This is a genomic window from Oceanisphaera psychrotolerans, from assembly GCF_001870485.1.
Taxonomy (GTDB): Bacteria; Pseudomonadota; Gammaproteobacteria; order Enterobacterales; family Aeromonadaceae; genus Oceanimonas; species Oceanimonas psychrotolerans.
Genome location: NZ_MDKE01000011.1, coordinates 264,450 through 279,865, shown reverse-complemented (window position 1 = coordinate 279,865; position 15,416 = coordinate 264,450). Strand labels below are relative to the sequence as shown.

General features: G+C 48.3%; 13 protein-coding genes. 12 read left to right on the top strand and 1 reads right to left on the bottom strand.

What is annotated here, in order from left to right; translation table 11 throughout:
- Positions 1-139: 139 nt before the first annotated feature.
- A complete protein-coding gene (locus BFR47_RS05460) occupies positions 140-1,432 on the top strand; it encodes a tyrosine-type recombinase/integrase (RefSeq protein ID WP_071472121.1) in 1,293 nt (430 codons plus the stop codon).
- Between the two features lie 107 nt (positions 1,433-1,539).
- On the opposite strand, the gene BFR47_RS05455 is transcribed toward BFR47_RS05460, so the two are convergent.
- A complete protein-coding gene (locus BFR47_RS05455; protein WP_071472120.1) occupies positions 1,540-2,088 on the bottom strand; it encodes a ribbon-helix-helix domain-containing protein in 549 nt (182 codons plus the stop codon).
- Between the two features lie 175 nt (positions 2,089-2,263).
- Here BFR47_RS05455 and BFR47_RS05450 point away from each other — a divergent pair, with 175 nt between their 5' ends.
- The 11 genes from BFR47_RS05450 (at position 2,264) to BFR47_RS05400 (ending at position 15,362) form a co-directional block, all read left to right on the top strand.
- Positions 2,264-3,724, top strand: a complete 1,461-nt coding sequence (locus BFR47_RS05450) for a hypothetical protein (protein ID WP_071472119.1) — start codon at positions 2,264-2,266, stop codon at positions 3,722-3,724.
- 49 nt (positions 3,725-3,773) lie between these two features.
- Positions 3,774-3,956, top strand: a complete 183-nt coding sequence (locus BFR47_RS05445; protein ID WP_071472118.1) for a helix-turn-helix transcriptional regulator — start codon at positions 3,774-3,776, stop codon at positions 3,954-3,956.
- 187 nt (positions 3,957-4,143) lie between these two features.
- Complete coding sequence (locus BFR47_RS05440; protein WP_175514064.1) at positions 4,144-4,788, top strand: inovirus Gp2 family protein; 645 nt, start codon at positions 4,144-4,146, stop codon at positions 4,786-4,788.
- 172 nt (positions 4,789-4,960) lie between these two features.
- Entirely contained in the window at positions 4,961-5,236 is a 276-nt protein-coding gene (locus tag BFR47_RS19415) for a ribbon-helix-helix domain-containing protein (protein ID WP_083399021.1), read from the top strand.
- On the top strand, positions 5,233-5,616 hold the full coding sequence (locus BFR47_RS19070; protein ID WP_071472116.1) for an SNF2-related protein: 384 nt from the start codon (positions 5,233-5,235) through the stop codon (positions 5,614-5,616). The genes BFR47_RS19415 and BFR47_RS19070 overlap by 4 nt, the downstream gene beginning before the upstream one ends.
- Positions 5,588-8,089, top strand: coding sequence for an SNF2-related protein (locus BFR47_RS19065; RefSeq protein WP_217645456.1), 2,502 nt, complete (start codon positions 5,588-5,590; stop codon positions 8,087-8,089). The genes BFR47_RS19070 and BFR47_RS19065 overlap by 29 nt, the downstream gene beginning before the upstream one ends.
- Entirely contained in the window at positions 8,086-9,177 is a 1,092-nt protein-coding gene (locus BFR47_RS05420; protein ID WP_071472115.1) for an AAA family ATPase, read from the top strand. The genes BFR47_RS19065 and BFR47_RS05420 overlap by 4 nt, the downstream gene beginning before the upstream one ends.
- Entirely contained in the window at positions 9,174-9,818 is a 645-nt protein-coding gene (locus BFR47_RS05415) for a DUF4276 family protein (protein WP_071472114.1), read from the top strand. The genes BFR47_RS05420 and BFR47_RS05415 overlap by 4 nt, the downstream gene beginning before the upstream one ends.
- 17 nt (positions 9,819-9,835) lie before the next feature.
- Complete coding sequence (locus BFR47_RS05410; RefSeq protein ID WP_071472113.1) at positions 9,836-11,512, top strand: site-specific DNA-methyltransferase; 1,677 nt, start codon at positions 9,836-9,838, stop codon at positions 11,510-11,512.
- Positions 11,513-11,524: 12 nt separating this feature from the next.
- Positions 11,525-14,383: a DEAD/DEAH box helicase gene (locus BFR47_RS05405; RefSeq protein WP_071472112.1), complete on the top strand. Its 2,859-nt coding sequence runs from the start codon at positions 11,525-11,527 to the stop codon at positions 14,381-14,383.
- Between the two features lie 82 nt (positions 14,384-14,465).
- Positions 14,466-15,362 (top strand): hypothetical protein, encoded by an 897-nt coding sequence (locus BFR47_RS05400; RefSeq protein ID WP_071472111.1) that lies wholly within the window; start codon positions 14,466-14,468, stop codon positions 15,360-15,362.
- Positions 15,363-15,416 lie beyond the last annotated feature (54 nt).

Here is a 15,416-nt window from a genome sequence, read left to right as displayed (position 1 = left end):
TGAAGCCTACGCATTTGTGTAGGTTTTAGTGTAGGTTGTAGTGTAGGATCTCAGGCATACACCTTTGATAGCCAGAAAAGCGACGCGACGAGCAGACTGCATCCTGCTGCTAGCGCATTTAAACGCCGGGAGCCTAGCCATGAAAGCAGAGAAGATTAGCAAACCTCTTACCACAAGAACAATCGAAGCGCTGAAGCCTGGAGCTGCGGATCTTGCCGATGTGGGGGAGTACAGAGGGCTTAGAGTCACCTGCGGCCGGACTGGACTGAAAACTTTTTTCTATCGGTATAATAGCCCCGAGACAAAGAAGCTGGCCCAAGCAAAAATTGGTAATTATCCAGATGTCTCACTTGCTCAAGCCCGGACCATCCTTCAGGAGTGTAAGCTTCAACGACGCCAGGGAATATGTCCTGCAGCTCAAATAAAACGAGCCAAGCAGGAAGCGATGGAGCTGGAAAAGAGTATTAATAGAGTTGAGGTGCAGCTCACTGTACAGGACTTGATTGAACTTTATCTGACTGAGCACATTGAAGATAAAAAATATCCGAGTGGAAAAATTTTGCCCGGAGCCCGTAAGCCCAAAGGGCAGAGTGAGACACGCAGAACACTTTATGGTGATGCTGTTCCCGAGTTGGGTAACCGGCCTGCTTCTGAAATATCACGGCAGGATGTAGTTGACCTTGTTTTGAAAATAACCAGGCGTGGTGCTAATGTGCAAGCAGGGAATGTATTACGTGAACTTTCTGCCGCCTATGAGTTTGCAATAGGCATAGGCCGCTTGCCAAATGATTTTGCAAACCCGGCTCTCTTGGCTAAGGCGAGCTTAAGACAAGCAAAAGTGAAGTTAACCCATCAGCCAGGAAAGCGTATTCTGTCAGATAAAGAACTGATTCAGCTATTAGCCTGGCTTCCAGGCTCAGCATTTACTCCTGCTCAGAAAAGCATAATAAAGCTAACGTTGTATACTGGCTGCCGTAGTGGAGAGTTGTGTGCAGCAGAGTGGGGTGATGTCGAATTTAAGAATAAAACCTTACACTTAAGAGAAACAAAAACCGATGTTGAGCGCCATGTTCAGCTTCCACGGCAAGCTATATCGTTATTGAAAGAGCTTCCATCATTGGGTAAGTCAATGTATTTGTTTCCTTCCCAACGCACAGGGTTGCCCGTACAGCAAAAGAAGTTAACAGAGCAAACCTGGGTAATGAGGAAAAGAGGTATTATGTTGGATTTTCCTCGTTGGACTCCGCATGACTTGAGAAGGACTGTAAGAACCTCTCTGGCTCGATTGCAATGTCCTAATGAAGTTGCAGAAGCTATACTTGGTCACTCCCGCTCAGGCATTGAAGGTACTTATGACCTTCATCGCTATGAAAAGGAAAGTCGTCATTGGTTGCAGGTTTGGGCTGATTATCTTGATGAATTGGTCGTGTAAGTTGTAAGTAAGCTTTACTTTACTATATTTTTCTTATGTGTGACTGAGGTTTTACTTGATGTTGCACTTTAGGGTTAGCCAATCTGACTTTTGATTGGCTTTTTGTGTTATATTAAACCTTTGTAGTCTCCCGATATAGGGGGGAGAATGTCGGAGTGCTTGTCTTCTAATATATCTTGAAAAGCACTCTTTATAACGGTTTTTGGCATGGTAGGTATGTCACCTACTGGTGAATGGTGGCTTTTTTCTGCTCCCTTTCTTCCTTGTTTTTGTTTTGACTTTATTTTTTCAGCATTTTCAATAAGAAGCTCTAACATCTCACTCTGAGATGTATTCATCTCTTTCGCTATGTTCTCTAGTTTTTCCTTATGCTCTCTTCTTATCGATGCCGATAGCTGAACTTTGCCCGAGTTAAGTTTATGTTTCTTTTGGCGGCAATGTGCTGTCATCTGCTGGAATGTTACCCATTTTTCTAATGGGTAAGGTTTACTTTGGGCTGGTTCGTTTATGAATAAATTAATCAATGATTGTGGAGAGGCTGATGCTTGGGGTAGTTCAAACCCCTTTCTCTGCATGTAGTTGGTGGCGTGAGAAATCTGCTCATGCGTCGCGTTATGAATCCACTTCATTATCAGTCTTGGCTTGTCGTCACTCATGAGATTTCTCTGGGGGCTGTGAGTATGGGAGGCATTGTGCGGCTTGAAAGCAGAACAAGTCAACGTTTATGTAAGCGTTGCTACAGACGTTAATGTAAACGTTACTACAAGCGACTGTGGTAATGAGGTCTTTTTATAGGTATTGTTTGTCCTTTATTAGTCTATGGTACACATTATGCCTCACTATCACTTGCTAAAAAATGGCTTCGATGAGCTGGTACAATTTGCTCCAGAGTTGAGCGATGCAGGACTGGGGAAGGGCTGGGATCTACCCCCAGAAGTCAGGCTTTTCATTATCAGGTTGTTTGTGAGACATGGGGCATCGTTCTCATTCTCCGGCACCGTGAAGAGCTTGGTGCAGGAGTGCGACTCTGATGACAGAGCCGTGAGAAAAGGTATGGATTACCTAAATAAGATAGGCCTGATTACTCAGGTAAAAGACTCTTCTGGTAAGATTTCTCATCAATTTATCAACAGTGTTCAGGACTATAAAAAAACAAAATCACCGGCAGAGTCACCTCTTCCACCTTTACATGAGCAGATAGATGCAGTGCTTTTTCCTGAGTATGGAGATAATCCTGAACGTGTGAAGCGGGGAGGTTTTAGTCGCGCCAGCAGATACCTTTTGGCTGTGATGCTAGCTCACGCTGATACTCTGGGCATGGTGACCGGTGTGTCAAATGCTGAGTTGCGCAAGCTGACAGGCATGACGGAGCAGCGCTTAAGAGGCCAGATTAAAAGTTTACTTGATAGCTCTATTCTTTGTGGTTACATGCCTGGGTTTAATGGTTCTTCTGTATTTGGTAAGGTGAAAAGTGAATTTTCTTTATGGTTGCCTCATGCTGTGTTTGGAGCATGTTCTTTGAGGTATGGCTCTGTTGAGTATAAGGATATAAGAGTTCCTAAACCGGATCTTAATGAAGTTTCTGTTATAGATTCAATCTACAGCTTGGCTAAAGCTAAATCTTCGGAGTGGCTTAAAATTGACCTGAACAGGGTTGTGTTCTTTGGGGTTCACTTTTATGTAAAAGAACTCCACTCTTTTATAAGTGAACAGTGTGTGAATTATCTGCGCTGGGCAGTGTTGGTATGTGCTTCTCACCTGATTTATGAAAAGAAACCTTTTCTTGCTGATAGAAATTCTTTCCCAATAAGCGATTTTCTATCGGATAGGTGTCGCAATGTAAAGTCTTATGAGTTGGATGTGTGCTCCTTCATTGCTTACAGGTTCATGGGGGGGGAAGCTGGTTTTCGTTTCGAAGAGTCTGTTTTCACCGGGCTCAGATCTGACTCACATCAATTGCGTTTCAAGATGGCATTGTTCATTTGTCGAGCATCCTTGATGTTGGCGTCTAGAATGAACCGAGCACTTGACATTCTTAGAGAGAGCGAGCCGGGCTTTTGCTTTTTTATGATAGGGAAAAACGGAAGCGATCATGCGCTGAGGGATTTTTCTGTTCAGTTCTTTAATCAAGATCACATGTTGCTACCTTCCAAAAAGTATAGCGTGAAGGTTTATCCAAGTGGTGGCTTTCTTGATAATGGAAAGAAAGATAATGGAAAAATTGAGATTTTTAAAGTTGATGAAGGGGTAAGTAAATTGCTTGCTAGTCGTCTGGATGACTTCAGAGTGTAAAAAAGTACTTCTGCGGCATATCTCATGAACCATATTCAAGGAGCTGGTCATGAGATTTTTAAGGCTTAAAGACGTTATCGATAAAACAGGTCTTTCCCGTTCTACTATCTACCGTCAGATTGCTGATGGCTTTTTTCCTAAAGGTATTCCCCTTGGAGGTAAGGCTACAGGCTGGCTTGAAAGTGAGGTGGAAGATTGGATGCTAGAACGTTTAGCCAAGAGGAACGGTTAAAGGTTTTAATTGCTAAATATTTCCCTGCTGTGTTGATTTTTTTGGAGAGTTATAATCTTGCTGTTGATATCGCTTTTTATCAGTGCTTTTTTGTTTTGTAGTGCTTACTTCTCTTTGTTTCAGATGGCGATCTTGTCGGTATAGTAATATTGAATAAATTAACTTAATTGATTTAGTAAGGATGATTATGAATAACGTAAGAGTTGAACTGAATACTAACTTAAGTAGATGGCATGGTGAGGAGTATAATGGCATGCCAGTACTAACTGGCAAAGGACCTTGTATCACAGAGTACCTTGATAAAACACATCAGGTAATTAACACTCATCTCACATACCACAACCGAGTGTTTGCCATACGTCTGGACTTGAGGCTTCCACGTTTTGTAAACGCTGAGTGGTATTCAAGCTCCGTGATAAACAGGTTCATTTGTTCTCTAAGAGCCAAATTGAATCATGCTTATCAAAGCGCCCTGCGTCAAGATCGCCGAGTGCATGAGCCTGGCCTGAGATACATCTGGGCCAGAGAGCTTGGAGGGGATGGCTACCCGCATTACCACTTGCTCTTACTCTTCAACCGGGATGCTTACTTTACGCTGGGGGACATGAGCAGCCCAGAGGGAAATCTTTACAGCAAGCTAAGCTCGGCATGGGCAAGTGCTCTCGATATAGAAGAGTATGATTCGAGAGGCCTGGTGAACGTCGCAGGTACATTTCATTGGAAGGCTGGTGAAGATATCGGCCCTCTCTTTCAGGCGGCCAGCTACATGTGCAAGGAGCACTCCAAGGAGTTTGGTGTAAGACACCATGCCTTTGGCGGCTCCAGAGGGTAAGCACTTGGTGCACTTCAACCTTTTGATATTTCCACTTCTTCCTGCCTCTTCATCATTACCTTGCCGATAAAGCTTTGACTAAGCCATTGGACCAGTCGGCAGCAGGGCGACGCTTAATGTCGCTTCCACCCCAAACACTGAATACACGCTGCACAAAACTGCTGATGTGTGCATGGTCGCTCAGTGGCTGAATGCATCGGAAAGATGTAAAGTGATGCACATCCTGTCTCGTTATCCTGTTTGGTTGCTCATGAAGTCTGTTAGAACCACGGTTTCCTTATCCAAGGAACAATACGAATCGCTTTGCCACTTGGCCGAGGTCAGTGACTTATCCATCTCTCGGGTAATTCGTCAGGCGGTGGGCGAGTTCCTGTCCAGGCATGAAGGAAGCCGGCTGGACCCCATCAGTACAGAAACACCATCAGTGATGAAGGAAGAGCAGAAATGATGCGTTATTCAGCTCATCAACAAGCCTGGTTGGCTCACTGGCTAACGCTGGAAGGCAAGGCGGAAGACTCCATGGCTCAGACCATGGCGGGTGCCAAGGTAGACATGAACCCTCATCAGATTGAGGCTGCCATGTTTGCCCTGGCTTCGCCGCTTTCCAGTGGCGTGATCCTGGCCGACGAGGTGGGGCTGGGCAAGACCATTGAAGCCAGCCTGGTGCTGGCTCAAAAGTGGGCCGAAAGACGCCGTAAGCTGCTGCTGATTGTTCCTGCAACATTACGTAAGCAGTGGAGCCAGGAGCTGGAAGAAAAGTTCTCACTGCCCTCGGTGATTTTGGAAGCCAAGAGCTTCAATGAGGCAAAAAAAAGCCGGGCATACTAATCCCTTCGATATTGAACTGAGCAAGGGCCAGCCAGCGGTATGCATCTGCTCTTATGAGTTTGCTGCCCGCAAAGAACTGGATATTGCTAGGGTGCCTTGGGATTTGGTGGTGCTGGATGAAGCCCATAAATTGAGAAATATTTACAAAAACGAAGGGGCCAAAACAGCTAAAAAACTGGAATCGGCGCTGGCTGGCTGCAAGAAGGTGCTGCTTTCAGCTACCCCACTGCAAAACAGCCTGTTAGAGCTGTACGGACTGGTGTCCGTGATTGATCCTCACTTCTTTGGCGATCTGGCTGCCTTTAAGGCGCGTTACTCGAAGCATAATCTGGATGAGATGGAACTGGTCTTGTTGCGTACCCGCTTAAGCAAGGTGTGCAACCGCACCCTCAGGCGTCAGGTGCAAGAGGAGGGGGGGATCAGCTTTACTCGTCGCTATTCAATGACAGAGGATTTCCGTCCTACCGAAATAGAAGATCAACTGTATCGTCAGGTATCCGAGTACCTGCAGCAGGAAGAGCTGCTAGCCATAAAGAGTGGCGCACGTCATCTGGTCACCCTGGTTATCCGCAAGATACTGGCATCATCCTCCTACGCCATTCAGGGTACCCTGGAGACCATGATCAACCGGCTGGAACAAAAACAACCTCTGGTCGAGGCATTGCAGGATTATGAAAACCTGGAAGATTATCAGGATGAAGAAGGATACTCAGACGAGGATCTGATTGATCCCGAAGCCCTGCAAGCAGAGATAGACCAGTTAAAAGACTTCAAAGCCTTGGCGGGTAATATTTCACAAAACGCCAAGGCACAAGCCTTGCTTCGAGTGCTGGAACGGGCATTCGAGAAAACAGCGGATCTTGGTGGTGCCCGCAAGGCCGTCATTTTTACCGAATCGGTACGAACTCAAACTTGGTTGGCCCAGGTGTTGGCCAGCGAGGGGTATAATGGCCAGATAGTCATGCTCAACGGCAGCAATAACGATCCGGAGTCTAAAGCCATCTATAAAGAGTGGCTGGAGCGTCATCAGGGATCGAGCCGTGCCTCTGGTTCCAAAACTGCCGATATGAAGGCAGCTCTGGTTGATAAGTTTCGTGAAAATGCCACCTTGATGATCTCCACGGAAGCGGGCGCCGAGGGGATTAACCTGCAGTTCTGCTCCCTGTTGATTAACTACGATCTGCCCTGGAACCCGCAGCGAGTAGAGCAACGTATCGGCCGTGTGCATCGTTACGGTCAAAAGCACGACGTGGTGGTGGTTAACTTCATCAACAAGGGCAACCGAGCCGACGAGCGTGTGTTTGAGTTGCTAAGCCAGAAGTTTCAGCTCTTTGAAGGGGTCTTCGGCGCCTCAGATGAAGTACTTGGTTCTATCGAATCGGGTGTCGATATCGAACGACGCATACACGATATTTATCAGCGTTGTCGCAGTGATGAACAAATAGAAGACGAATTTAACGCCTTGCAGGAAGAGCTTAAGGAGCGACTCGATATCAAAAACAATGATACCAGGCGATCTCTGCTGGAGAACTTCGACGCCGATGTAATCAGCCGCCTGAATCTGCGCCGGAGCAAGACGAGTCGTCAGTTAAGCAGCTATCAGCAGCGGCTGCTGTTGCTGGCCAGAATGGCGCTGTCGCAGCAGGATGACGGCAGTTATCAGGAAGGTGAGGATGCTTTCATCTGGCAGGGGAAAGCATACAACCTCAACTGGCAAACGGCTGAGACGCAGGATGGCTATTTCCTTCGCCCTCATGACGGCATGGGTGCAGCTCTCATTGAGCAAGCCAAGCAGCAACCGTTGCCCGCCGCCAAACTGATCTTTAGCTACCAGCCCGAGCAGGGGCAGTGGGTGGATGTGAAAAACCTGATAGGTCAGCAGGGCCTGTTAAAAGTCGTTAAGGTCATCGTGAGTGCCAGCGCCCAGCGCCGTGAACATCTGCTGCTGGCGGCAATAGATCAAAATGGCAACCCCATTCACTTCGAGACGGTAGAAAGGCTGCTGCAGTTGCCATTGAATGGCACGCCCGGCACGATAACGTCGTTTGATGATCAGCAACTTGAAGGGCAAGTAACGGGGCAATTAGCGGCTTTCAAGGCACAGATCGAGCAGGATAACGAACTTTACTACAGCGAAGCGGTGGACAAACTCGAACGCTGGGCGGAAGACAAGCGCGTGGCGCTGGATATCCGCATCAAGCAGCTGGATCAAGAGATAAAAGAAGCCCGTAAGGCAGCACGGAACCTGAGCTCATTGCAGGAAAAAATGACGGCCAAAAAACAGCTCAAGCTGCTGGAGCGTGAACGGGACAACGTGATGCTCAGCTACCACCAGGAAAAGAAAAAGATCGAGCAGGAAGAAGACCGCCTGTTGGAAGAAATAGAAGAGCGCCTGGCTACAGAGACTCGTATGGAGGTGTTATTCTCCATTCACTGGCAGTTGGTGGCATCAGCACAAGAGGTTACAGCATGAAAAAGGTCACAGGCAGCGATCAACTCAGCCATATCGTGATCGAAGGCTACAAGTCTATCGGCAAGTGCGACTTACAAATGGGGTGTCTGAATGTGCTCATTGGCGCCAATGGTGCCGGTAAATCCAACTTCATCAGTTTTTTCCGACTGATCGCCACCGTACTCGATCATCGGTTGCAATCGCAGGTTGGCAGAGCGGGGGGACCTGATGCCTTGCTGCATTTTGGCCGGAAGAAAACGGAGCTACTAAAAGGCGAGCTGTTCTTCGGTAATAACGGTTACAAGTTTGCCCTGGAGCCAACCAACGATAACCGAATGATGTTTCAGAACGAGTCTCTTTTTTGGAACATGGGCGGAGACTTCGGTAACTATTCCGGTCATTTTGAATCAGTGGCAGATAGCCACAAGTCTCAAATAAAGCAGTATACGTTGCCTTACATGCGTCGCTGGCGTGTCTATCACTTCCACGACACCAGTAGCAGCGCTAGGGTCAAGCAGATCCACCGCATCAGCGATAACGATTTCCTGCGCGAAGACGGTGCCAACCTGGCGGCGTTTTTGTTTCGGCTGCAAAAAAACCACCCCAGTCACTACAAACGTATCGTCAGAACCATCCAGATGGTGGCGCCTTTCTTCGGTGGCTTCTACCTGCGGCCGACGCCGGATAACCCGGACAGCATACAGCTTGAATGGACGGAGAAAGAGCAGGACATCCCCTTCAAGGCCAGTGAGCTTTCCGACGGCACCCTGCGCTTTATTCTTCTGGCAACGGTGTTATTGCAGCCGGAAGAGTTTATGCCCAGCTCTATCATCGTCGATGAGCCCGAACTTGGACTGCACCCCTACGCCATCAACGTGCTGGCGGAGTTGATCAAAAGCGCCAGCAGTGAGCATCAGCTGATCGTCTCTACCCAATCGGTGGAGCTGGTTAACCAGTTTGATGCCGAAGACTTGATAGTGGTCGACAAACAGCAGGGCGCTTCCACCTTCAAGCGATTGGAGACAGACAGCTTCAAGGAATGGCTGCAAGACTACAGCCTGGGCGAACTGTGGAAGAAAAACCTGCTGGGCGGGAGACCACAACGATGATCCGGGTGAATGTATTCGTGGAAGGGCAAACGGAAGAAACTTTCGTACGCGACCTGTTACTGCCTTATTTTGCCAATCAGGGCATCTATCTCAATGCCATTCTGGCGCAAACCAGCACGGGCCACAGAGGTGGCATCGTGAGCTATGGCAAGGTCAAGCATCAGGTCACTCGGTTGTGCAGGCAAGATAAAGGAGCCTTTGTTACTACCCTGATCGATTACTATGGCTTGCCGACCGACTTCCCTGGATTGGATAGCCAGGAGCAAGATGCTCAGCTCAGAGTCTCGGCACTGGAAGCGGCCTTTGCTGCAGACATTAATGAGTCCAACTTTATCCCGAATTTTCTGTTACACGAGTTCGAGGCCTTGCTGTTTTGCGAGCCTAAAAAGTTTGCTGATTGGCTGGACGATGATGCGCCGGTGGCTAGGCTGGAAGCGATAAAGGCCAGCTTCGACAGCCCTGAACTGATCAACAACAGCCCACAAACGGCACCGTCAAAACGGATTCTGGCACTGGTGCCGGAATACCGTAAAACCCTGCACGGGCCGCTGATTGCTGAAGATATAGGCCTGGATATCATCCGGGCTCAATGCCCCCATTTTAACGACTGGATTGAGCGCCTGCAGGCGCTCGCTCACTAAGGTTTACCGGAACAACTATGAGCATTAAAAAGCAAAAACTGGAACTAATCTGGATTGGTAAAGACAAGCGTCCGCGCCTGGAACCCCGTATTTTTCTGGAAGACAAGAGCCTGTCCTACCAGGCAGCACCAGAGAACCAGGCCGCCGAAGCGCTCTTCGCCGGTGATGATCAGCAGCCCAAGGCCTTCCATGACAACCTGTTGATCCACGGCGATAACCTGCTGGCACTGAAAGCGCTGGAACAGCAGTATGCGGGTAAAGTGAAGTGTGTCTTTATCGACCCGCCGTACAACACCGGCAGCGCCTTTACGCACTATGACGATGGCTTGGAGCACTCGATGTGGCTTTCCATGATGCGTGTTCGTCTAGAGTTACTCCGGACTTTGATGAGCGATGATGGCTCAATATGGATAACGATTGATGATAACGAAGCTCACTATTTGAAAGTGCTTTGCGACGAGGTTTTTGGCCGATCTAATTTTATATCGACCATTATTTGGGAAAAAGATGCTGGTCGAAAAAATGATACAACTATTTCCACATCTCATGATTATATTTTTCTCTATGCTAAAGCTTCTTCTGGGTGGAAAAAAGTTAGAAACTTACTCCCTCATGGAGAGGAGCAATTGAAACGTTACAAAAACCCAGATAATGATCCTCGAGGTCCATGGCGTCAAGGTGCTGATGGTACAGCAAAGAGCGGCAATGATGCTTTACGTTATGAAATTACTCTCCCATCAGGGCGAGTCGTAACGCCACCAAGTGGTAACTTTTGGCGTTTTAGTAAATCGACATTTGAGCAAGCCCTTCAGGAAGATCGAGTTTACTTCGGTAAGAAGGGGGACAGCCTACCTGTAATAAAAAAATATATTTCTGAAGTACAAGGAGGGATGGTTCCTAAAACATGGTGGCCTTCATCTGAAACTGGCTCAAATCAATCAGCAAGGCGTGATCATTTAAGAAAGTTACTTCCTGATATTGAACCATTTTCTACTCCAAAACCAGAGCAGTTGCTTGAAAGGATCATCCATATTGCAACCAACCCTGGTGATCTGGTTCTTGACTCCTTTGCGGGTTCTGGAACAACCGGTGCCGTCGCCCACAAAATGGGGAGACGTTGGATCATGGTGGAACTCGGGGAGCAGTCAGAACATTATATTGTTCCGCGCCTGAAAAAGGTGATTGATGGTGAAGATCAGGGAGGGGTCTCCAAGGCCGTCAACTGGCAGGGCGGTGGTGGTTTTCGTTACTTGAACCTGGCGCCTTCTCTGCTGAAAAAAGATGCCTGGGGCAACTGGATAATCAACAAGGAATACAACGGCGAGATGATGGCCGAGGCCATGTGCAAGCACATGGGCTTTACCTATGCGCCCAGCCAGACCCAGTTCTGGAACCATGGCTACAGCACCGAGACCGACTACATCTATGTCACCACCGGCTCCCTGGCCTACGACCAGCTCAAGCGCATCAGCGAAGAAGTGGGTTCAGAGCGTACCTTGCTGATCTGCTGCAAGGCCTTTATGACCGACGGCGTAGAGTTTGCCAACCTGACCCTGCAGAAAATCCCTCGTGCCATCCTCAACAAGTGCGAGTGGGATCACGACGATTACAGCTTTACCCTCAACGTGCTGCCGGAAGAGCCAGCCGAACAAGAAACAGTTGAACAAGCAACTACAAGCGCCGAAGAAGAATAATAGGGATAACTCATGAGCACGGATATAAAAACGGCTAACCAGATTAGCGCTAGGTTGTCGCTGCGCAAGCCCCAGGATAAATCTCTGCAGATCCTTTGCCGGGTACTGGAGCAACTCCAGCTCGATAAAGACCCGGATCTTAATCACTGGCTGAAGGTCATCAAGGAAGAACACCCCACCGTCAAAGGCTTTGAGCGTAGCTTCCCGTCCCTGTGTTTTGCCCTGGCGACCGGGGTGGGCAAAACCCGGCTGATGGGGGCCATGATCGCCTGGCTGTACCTTACCGGCCGTAGTCGTCATTTCTTTGTGCTGGCGCCGAACTTGACCATCTACGAAAAGCTGAAACAGGACTTTCTGCCGGGCTCGCCCAAGTATGTGTTTCAGGGTATTCCCGAGCTGTCCCAGACGCCGCCTGTGTTGGTGACCGGTGATGACTATCAGGAAGGGCGCGGCGTGCGCCTGGACTATGCGGTAACCGAACGAATGACCGGTGACTTGTTCGCTACCGAAACGGCCCCCCATATCAACATTTTTAACGTGTCCAAGATCAATGCACTGGACAACAAAAAGGGAGCGGATAAGTCCAAGACCGCCAAGATCCGCCGTATTCAGGAATACATCGGCGACTCTTATTTCAGCTACCTGGCCGAGCTGCCGGATCTGGTGGTGCTGATGGACGAGGCCCACCGTTACTATGCCAGCGCCGGGGCCAAGGCCCTGAACGATCTTAAACCGGTGTTAGGCATCGAACTGACTGCCACCCCCAAGACAGTGGGTGCCAACCCCAGGGACTTCAGAAACATCATCTATCACTACCCGCTCGCCAGCGCTTTGAACGACGGCTACGTGAAGATACCAGCGGTGGCCACCCGTAAAGACTTTAGAGCGGCCAGTTATAATCAGGAACAGCTGGAACGCATCAAGCTGGAAGACGGTATTCATCATCACGAATACGTGAAAACCGAGCTGGCCAGTTATGCCAATAACACCGGTAGACCCTCGGTTAAGCCTTTTATGCTGGTGGTTGCCCAGGACACACTCCATGCCGATGAGCTTAAGAGCAGGATGGAAGATGACACCTTCTTCGAGGGAGCCTACAAGGGCAAGGTGATCACCGTTCATTCCAACCAGACCGGGGAAGAATCAGAGGAAACCACCCAACGACTGTTGGCGGTAGAGCACGATAAAGACACCGAGATAGTTATTCACGTCAACAAGCTGAAAGAAGGCTGGGACGTCACTAACCTGTACACCATAGTGCCACTGCGGGCCTCTGCCTCGGAGATCCTGACCGAGCAAACCATAGGTCGTGGTCTTCGCCTACCTTATGGCAAGCGCACCGGTGTAGAGGCGGTCGATCGGCTGACGATTATCGCCCATGACCGTTTTCAGGAGATTATCGACCGGGCCAATGACAAGGAGTCCGTCATTAAAAAGACGCTCTATATCGGTGCCGAAGATGATGAAAATGGTATTCCCGAAAAGAAGCCGCAGACCATGGTTGTGCCTTCCATGGTGGAAATCCTGTTGGGACGTCGGCCTACAGAACTGGACGGTAGAGAGATTCATGAAAAGCCCCCAGCAGGTTATGGCGATAATGTAGCAGCCGAAAAGCCCGCTTTGCCTTCGCTGCTTAATACGGAGTCAGAGCGCAAGGCAGCGGAGCTGACCTTCAAGATTGTCAGTGAAGAGGCGAAGCGGCTGACCAGCAGTAAAGAGCTGAACAGTGCCGAGGTGAAAGAAGCGGTGACCAAGCGAGTGCAACAGGCCATGCGCGAATGGGTACCGCCGGTGTCGCCTCAGCTACAAAAAAATGAGAATTCAGGGGAAGACACCGCTAGCGAGCAGTTGCCTTTACCTCGAATGGATGACTGCGCCATCAACGATCTGGTTGTAGCTATTACCGAGAAACTGGTAGAGCACACCATAGATATACCCCAGATTGTGATTCTGCCTACTCGTGAAGTGAACTATGGCTTTACTGACTTTGATTTATCAGGTCTTGAGCGTATTGCTCTGAAGCCAGGCAGCAAAGAGATGTTGCTACAGCACCTGGAAGACAACCGCACCAGTAGTATCAGCTGGGAAGAGGGTGGGGAAGCCGAAGCTCGACCAGAGGATTATCTGGTTCGCTCCTTGATTGATCACGATGAAATTGATTACGACCAACATGCCGAAGCCTTGTACAAACTGGCCGGGCAAATGGTGGCGCATTTGCATGGTTACTTGAGTGAAGAAGACGCAGAGAGCCTGCTGAAGACCCAGGGCCGACAGTTGGCCGATTTTATCTGGGCACAGCTGCGAGCCAACATGTGGACGACGCCCACCGATTACATCGGCAGAATCACTCAGGGGTTCGATATTTTACGGCCAGCGACCTTCAACTATGCCAGAGAAGAGCTGCCTCGTCATTTCCGCTCTCCCATTCAGCCGGGTGAAAAAAGTAAAGTACGGCAAATGCTGTTTAATGGTTTTGCCAAGTGCTGCTACCCCTACCAGAAGTTTGACTCCGTAGATGGGGAATGGCGTCTGGCGCAAATTCTGGAAGACGACCCTTCGGTGCTCAAGTGGATGAAGCCGGCACCGGGCCAGTTCAAAATCGAGTATGCCAACGGTCAGAACTACGAGCCCGATTTTGTGGTTGAGACTAAAGACGCCTATCTGCTGATGGAGCCCAAAAAGGCAACCGAAGTTGACTCACCGGAAGTACAAGCCAAGGCCCGTGCCGCCGTGCGCTGGTGTCACTACGCCAACGAACATGCCAAGCAACATGAAGGCAAAACCTGGCATTATGTGTTGATCCCGCACAGTGATATTGAGCTGGGTCGAACTATTGCTGGATTGAAGCAAGAGTTTGAATTTGTGAACTAAAGAATTGCCTCGCCAACCTTTTTAAAAAAATGTAAAAATGATAAGTGACGGTGAGGCTTAATTTTTCTATAAGGTGAAAGCTATGAATCCAGCAATGGTGCATTTGTTTCCAACCGTGATGCAGCTTCTTGAAGAAGCCAGTAAAACAGATTTTGGTAAAAAAATAATGGAGAAAGGAAAGAGAGCTATACAGGTGTCTCTTCCTTATGTTGAAGGAGTATCCAAGGTAACGGTTGATTTTTTGTCTACAAATGTAGGTAAAGAACTCTTTGGTGATGTGAAGTCGATCAAGCTTTCTAAAAATCTGGATGTGGTGGAACGTGGCCTGAGCTTGCCAAGCACCTTTGATAAAAACCAAGCTATGTCTATAGAGAAGAAAATTTCCGAAGGTTTTGAGGTTGTGAAAGGTCAGAATGAAATACTCTTTCTTTCTAACTCTATAAACTACTTTATTGATAGCCACCGGACCCGGGTTGGGATTGATAGAAATATATCTCACGCATTGCAGTATGACGTGATTTCTGTTGGGAAATACTTGCAAAAGAGAAATGAAATTCGCTTCCCCGGCTACCTTCTTCATCAGATAAAAAGTTTATCCAGCACCATCAGTGAGTTGAATGTTTTTTATGACTCAATCTGTAAGGATGGTTATGTTTCTGAATTTAAAGAGGAAGAGCTAGTCAGAGAGCTTACTCAAACCGTTGGTGTGGAAAAGGATGCTAACCCTCTACAAGATTACTACCCCTGTGACATGAAGCTAAGAGTAGAACGTCGCTTACTTAAAGAGAATGGTGATGCATCAAACAAACTGTTTTCAGGAGCTATAAAGCGAATCACCGAGCGCGATGATTTTGATGGAGTGTATGACGTTCTCATGGTTTTAAAAGATGAGCTTTTGGCCAATGAAAGGCTTGAACAGCAAATTGAAAAGAAATTAAAGGTGTTGCCGGGGGCTAAGTTGATGATTGAATCAAATTGATTTTTATAGAGTCCAGCAGGGAGTACTCCCTGCTGGACTCTATTTATGTGTAAA

Coding starts and splice junctions, on each gene's coding strand:
- BFR47_RS05460 (WP_071472121.1), top strand. CDS start 140: ATGAAAGCAGAGAAGATTAGCAAACCTCTTACCACAAGAACAATCGAA.
- BFR47_RS05420 (WP_071472115.1), top strand. CDS start 8,086: ATGAAAAAGGTCACAGGCAGCGATCAACTCAGCCATATCGTGATCGAA.
- BFR47_RS19065 (WP_217645456.1), top strand. CDS start 5,588: ATGAGGCAAAAAAAAGCCGGGCATACTAATCCCTTCGATATTGAACTG.
- BFR47_RS05410 (WP_071472113.1), top strand. CDS start 9,836: ATGAGCATTAAAAAGCAAAAACTGGAACTAATCTGGATTGGTAAAGAC.
- BFR47_RS05415 (WP_071472114.1), top strand. CDS start 9,174: ATGATCCGGGTGAATGTATTCGTGGAAGGGCAAACGGAAGAAACTTTC.
- BFR47_RS19070 (WP_071472116.1), top strand. CDS start 5,233: ATGATGCGTTATTCAGCTCATCAACAAGCCTGGTTGGCTCACTGGCTA.
- BFR47_RS05405 (WP_071472112.1), top strand. CDS start 11,525: ATGAGCACGGATATAAAAACGGCTAACCAGATTAGCGCTAGGTTGTCG.
- BFR47_RS05440 (WP_175514064.1), top strand. CDS start 4,144: ATGAATAACGTAAGAGTTGAACTGAATACTAACTTAAGTAGATGGCAT.
- BFR47_RS05400 (WP_071472111.1), top strand. CDS start 14,466: ATGAATCCAGCAATGGTGCATTTGTTTCCAACCGTGATGCAGCTTCTT.
- BFR47_RS19415 (WP_083399021.1), top strand. CDS start 4,961: ATGGTCGCTCAGTGGCTGAATGCATCGGAAAGATGTAAAGTGATGCAC.
- BFR47_RS05445 (WP_071472118.1), top strand. CDS start 3,774: ATGAGATTTTTAAGGCTTAAAGACGTTATCGATAAAACAGGTCTTTCC.
- BFR47_RS05450 (WP_071472119.1), top strand. CDS start 2,264: ATGCCTCACTATCACTTGCTAAAAAATGGCTTCGATGAGCTGGTACAA.
- BFR47_RS05455 (WP_071472120.1), bottom strand. CDS start 2,088: ATGAGTGACGACAAGCCAAGACTGATAATGAAGTGGATTCATAACGCG.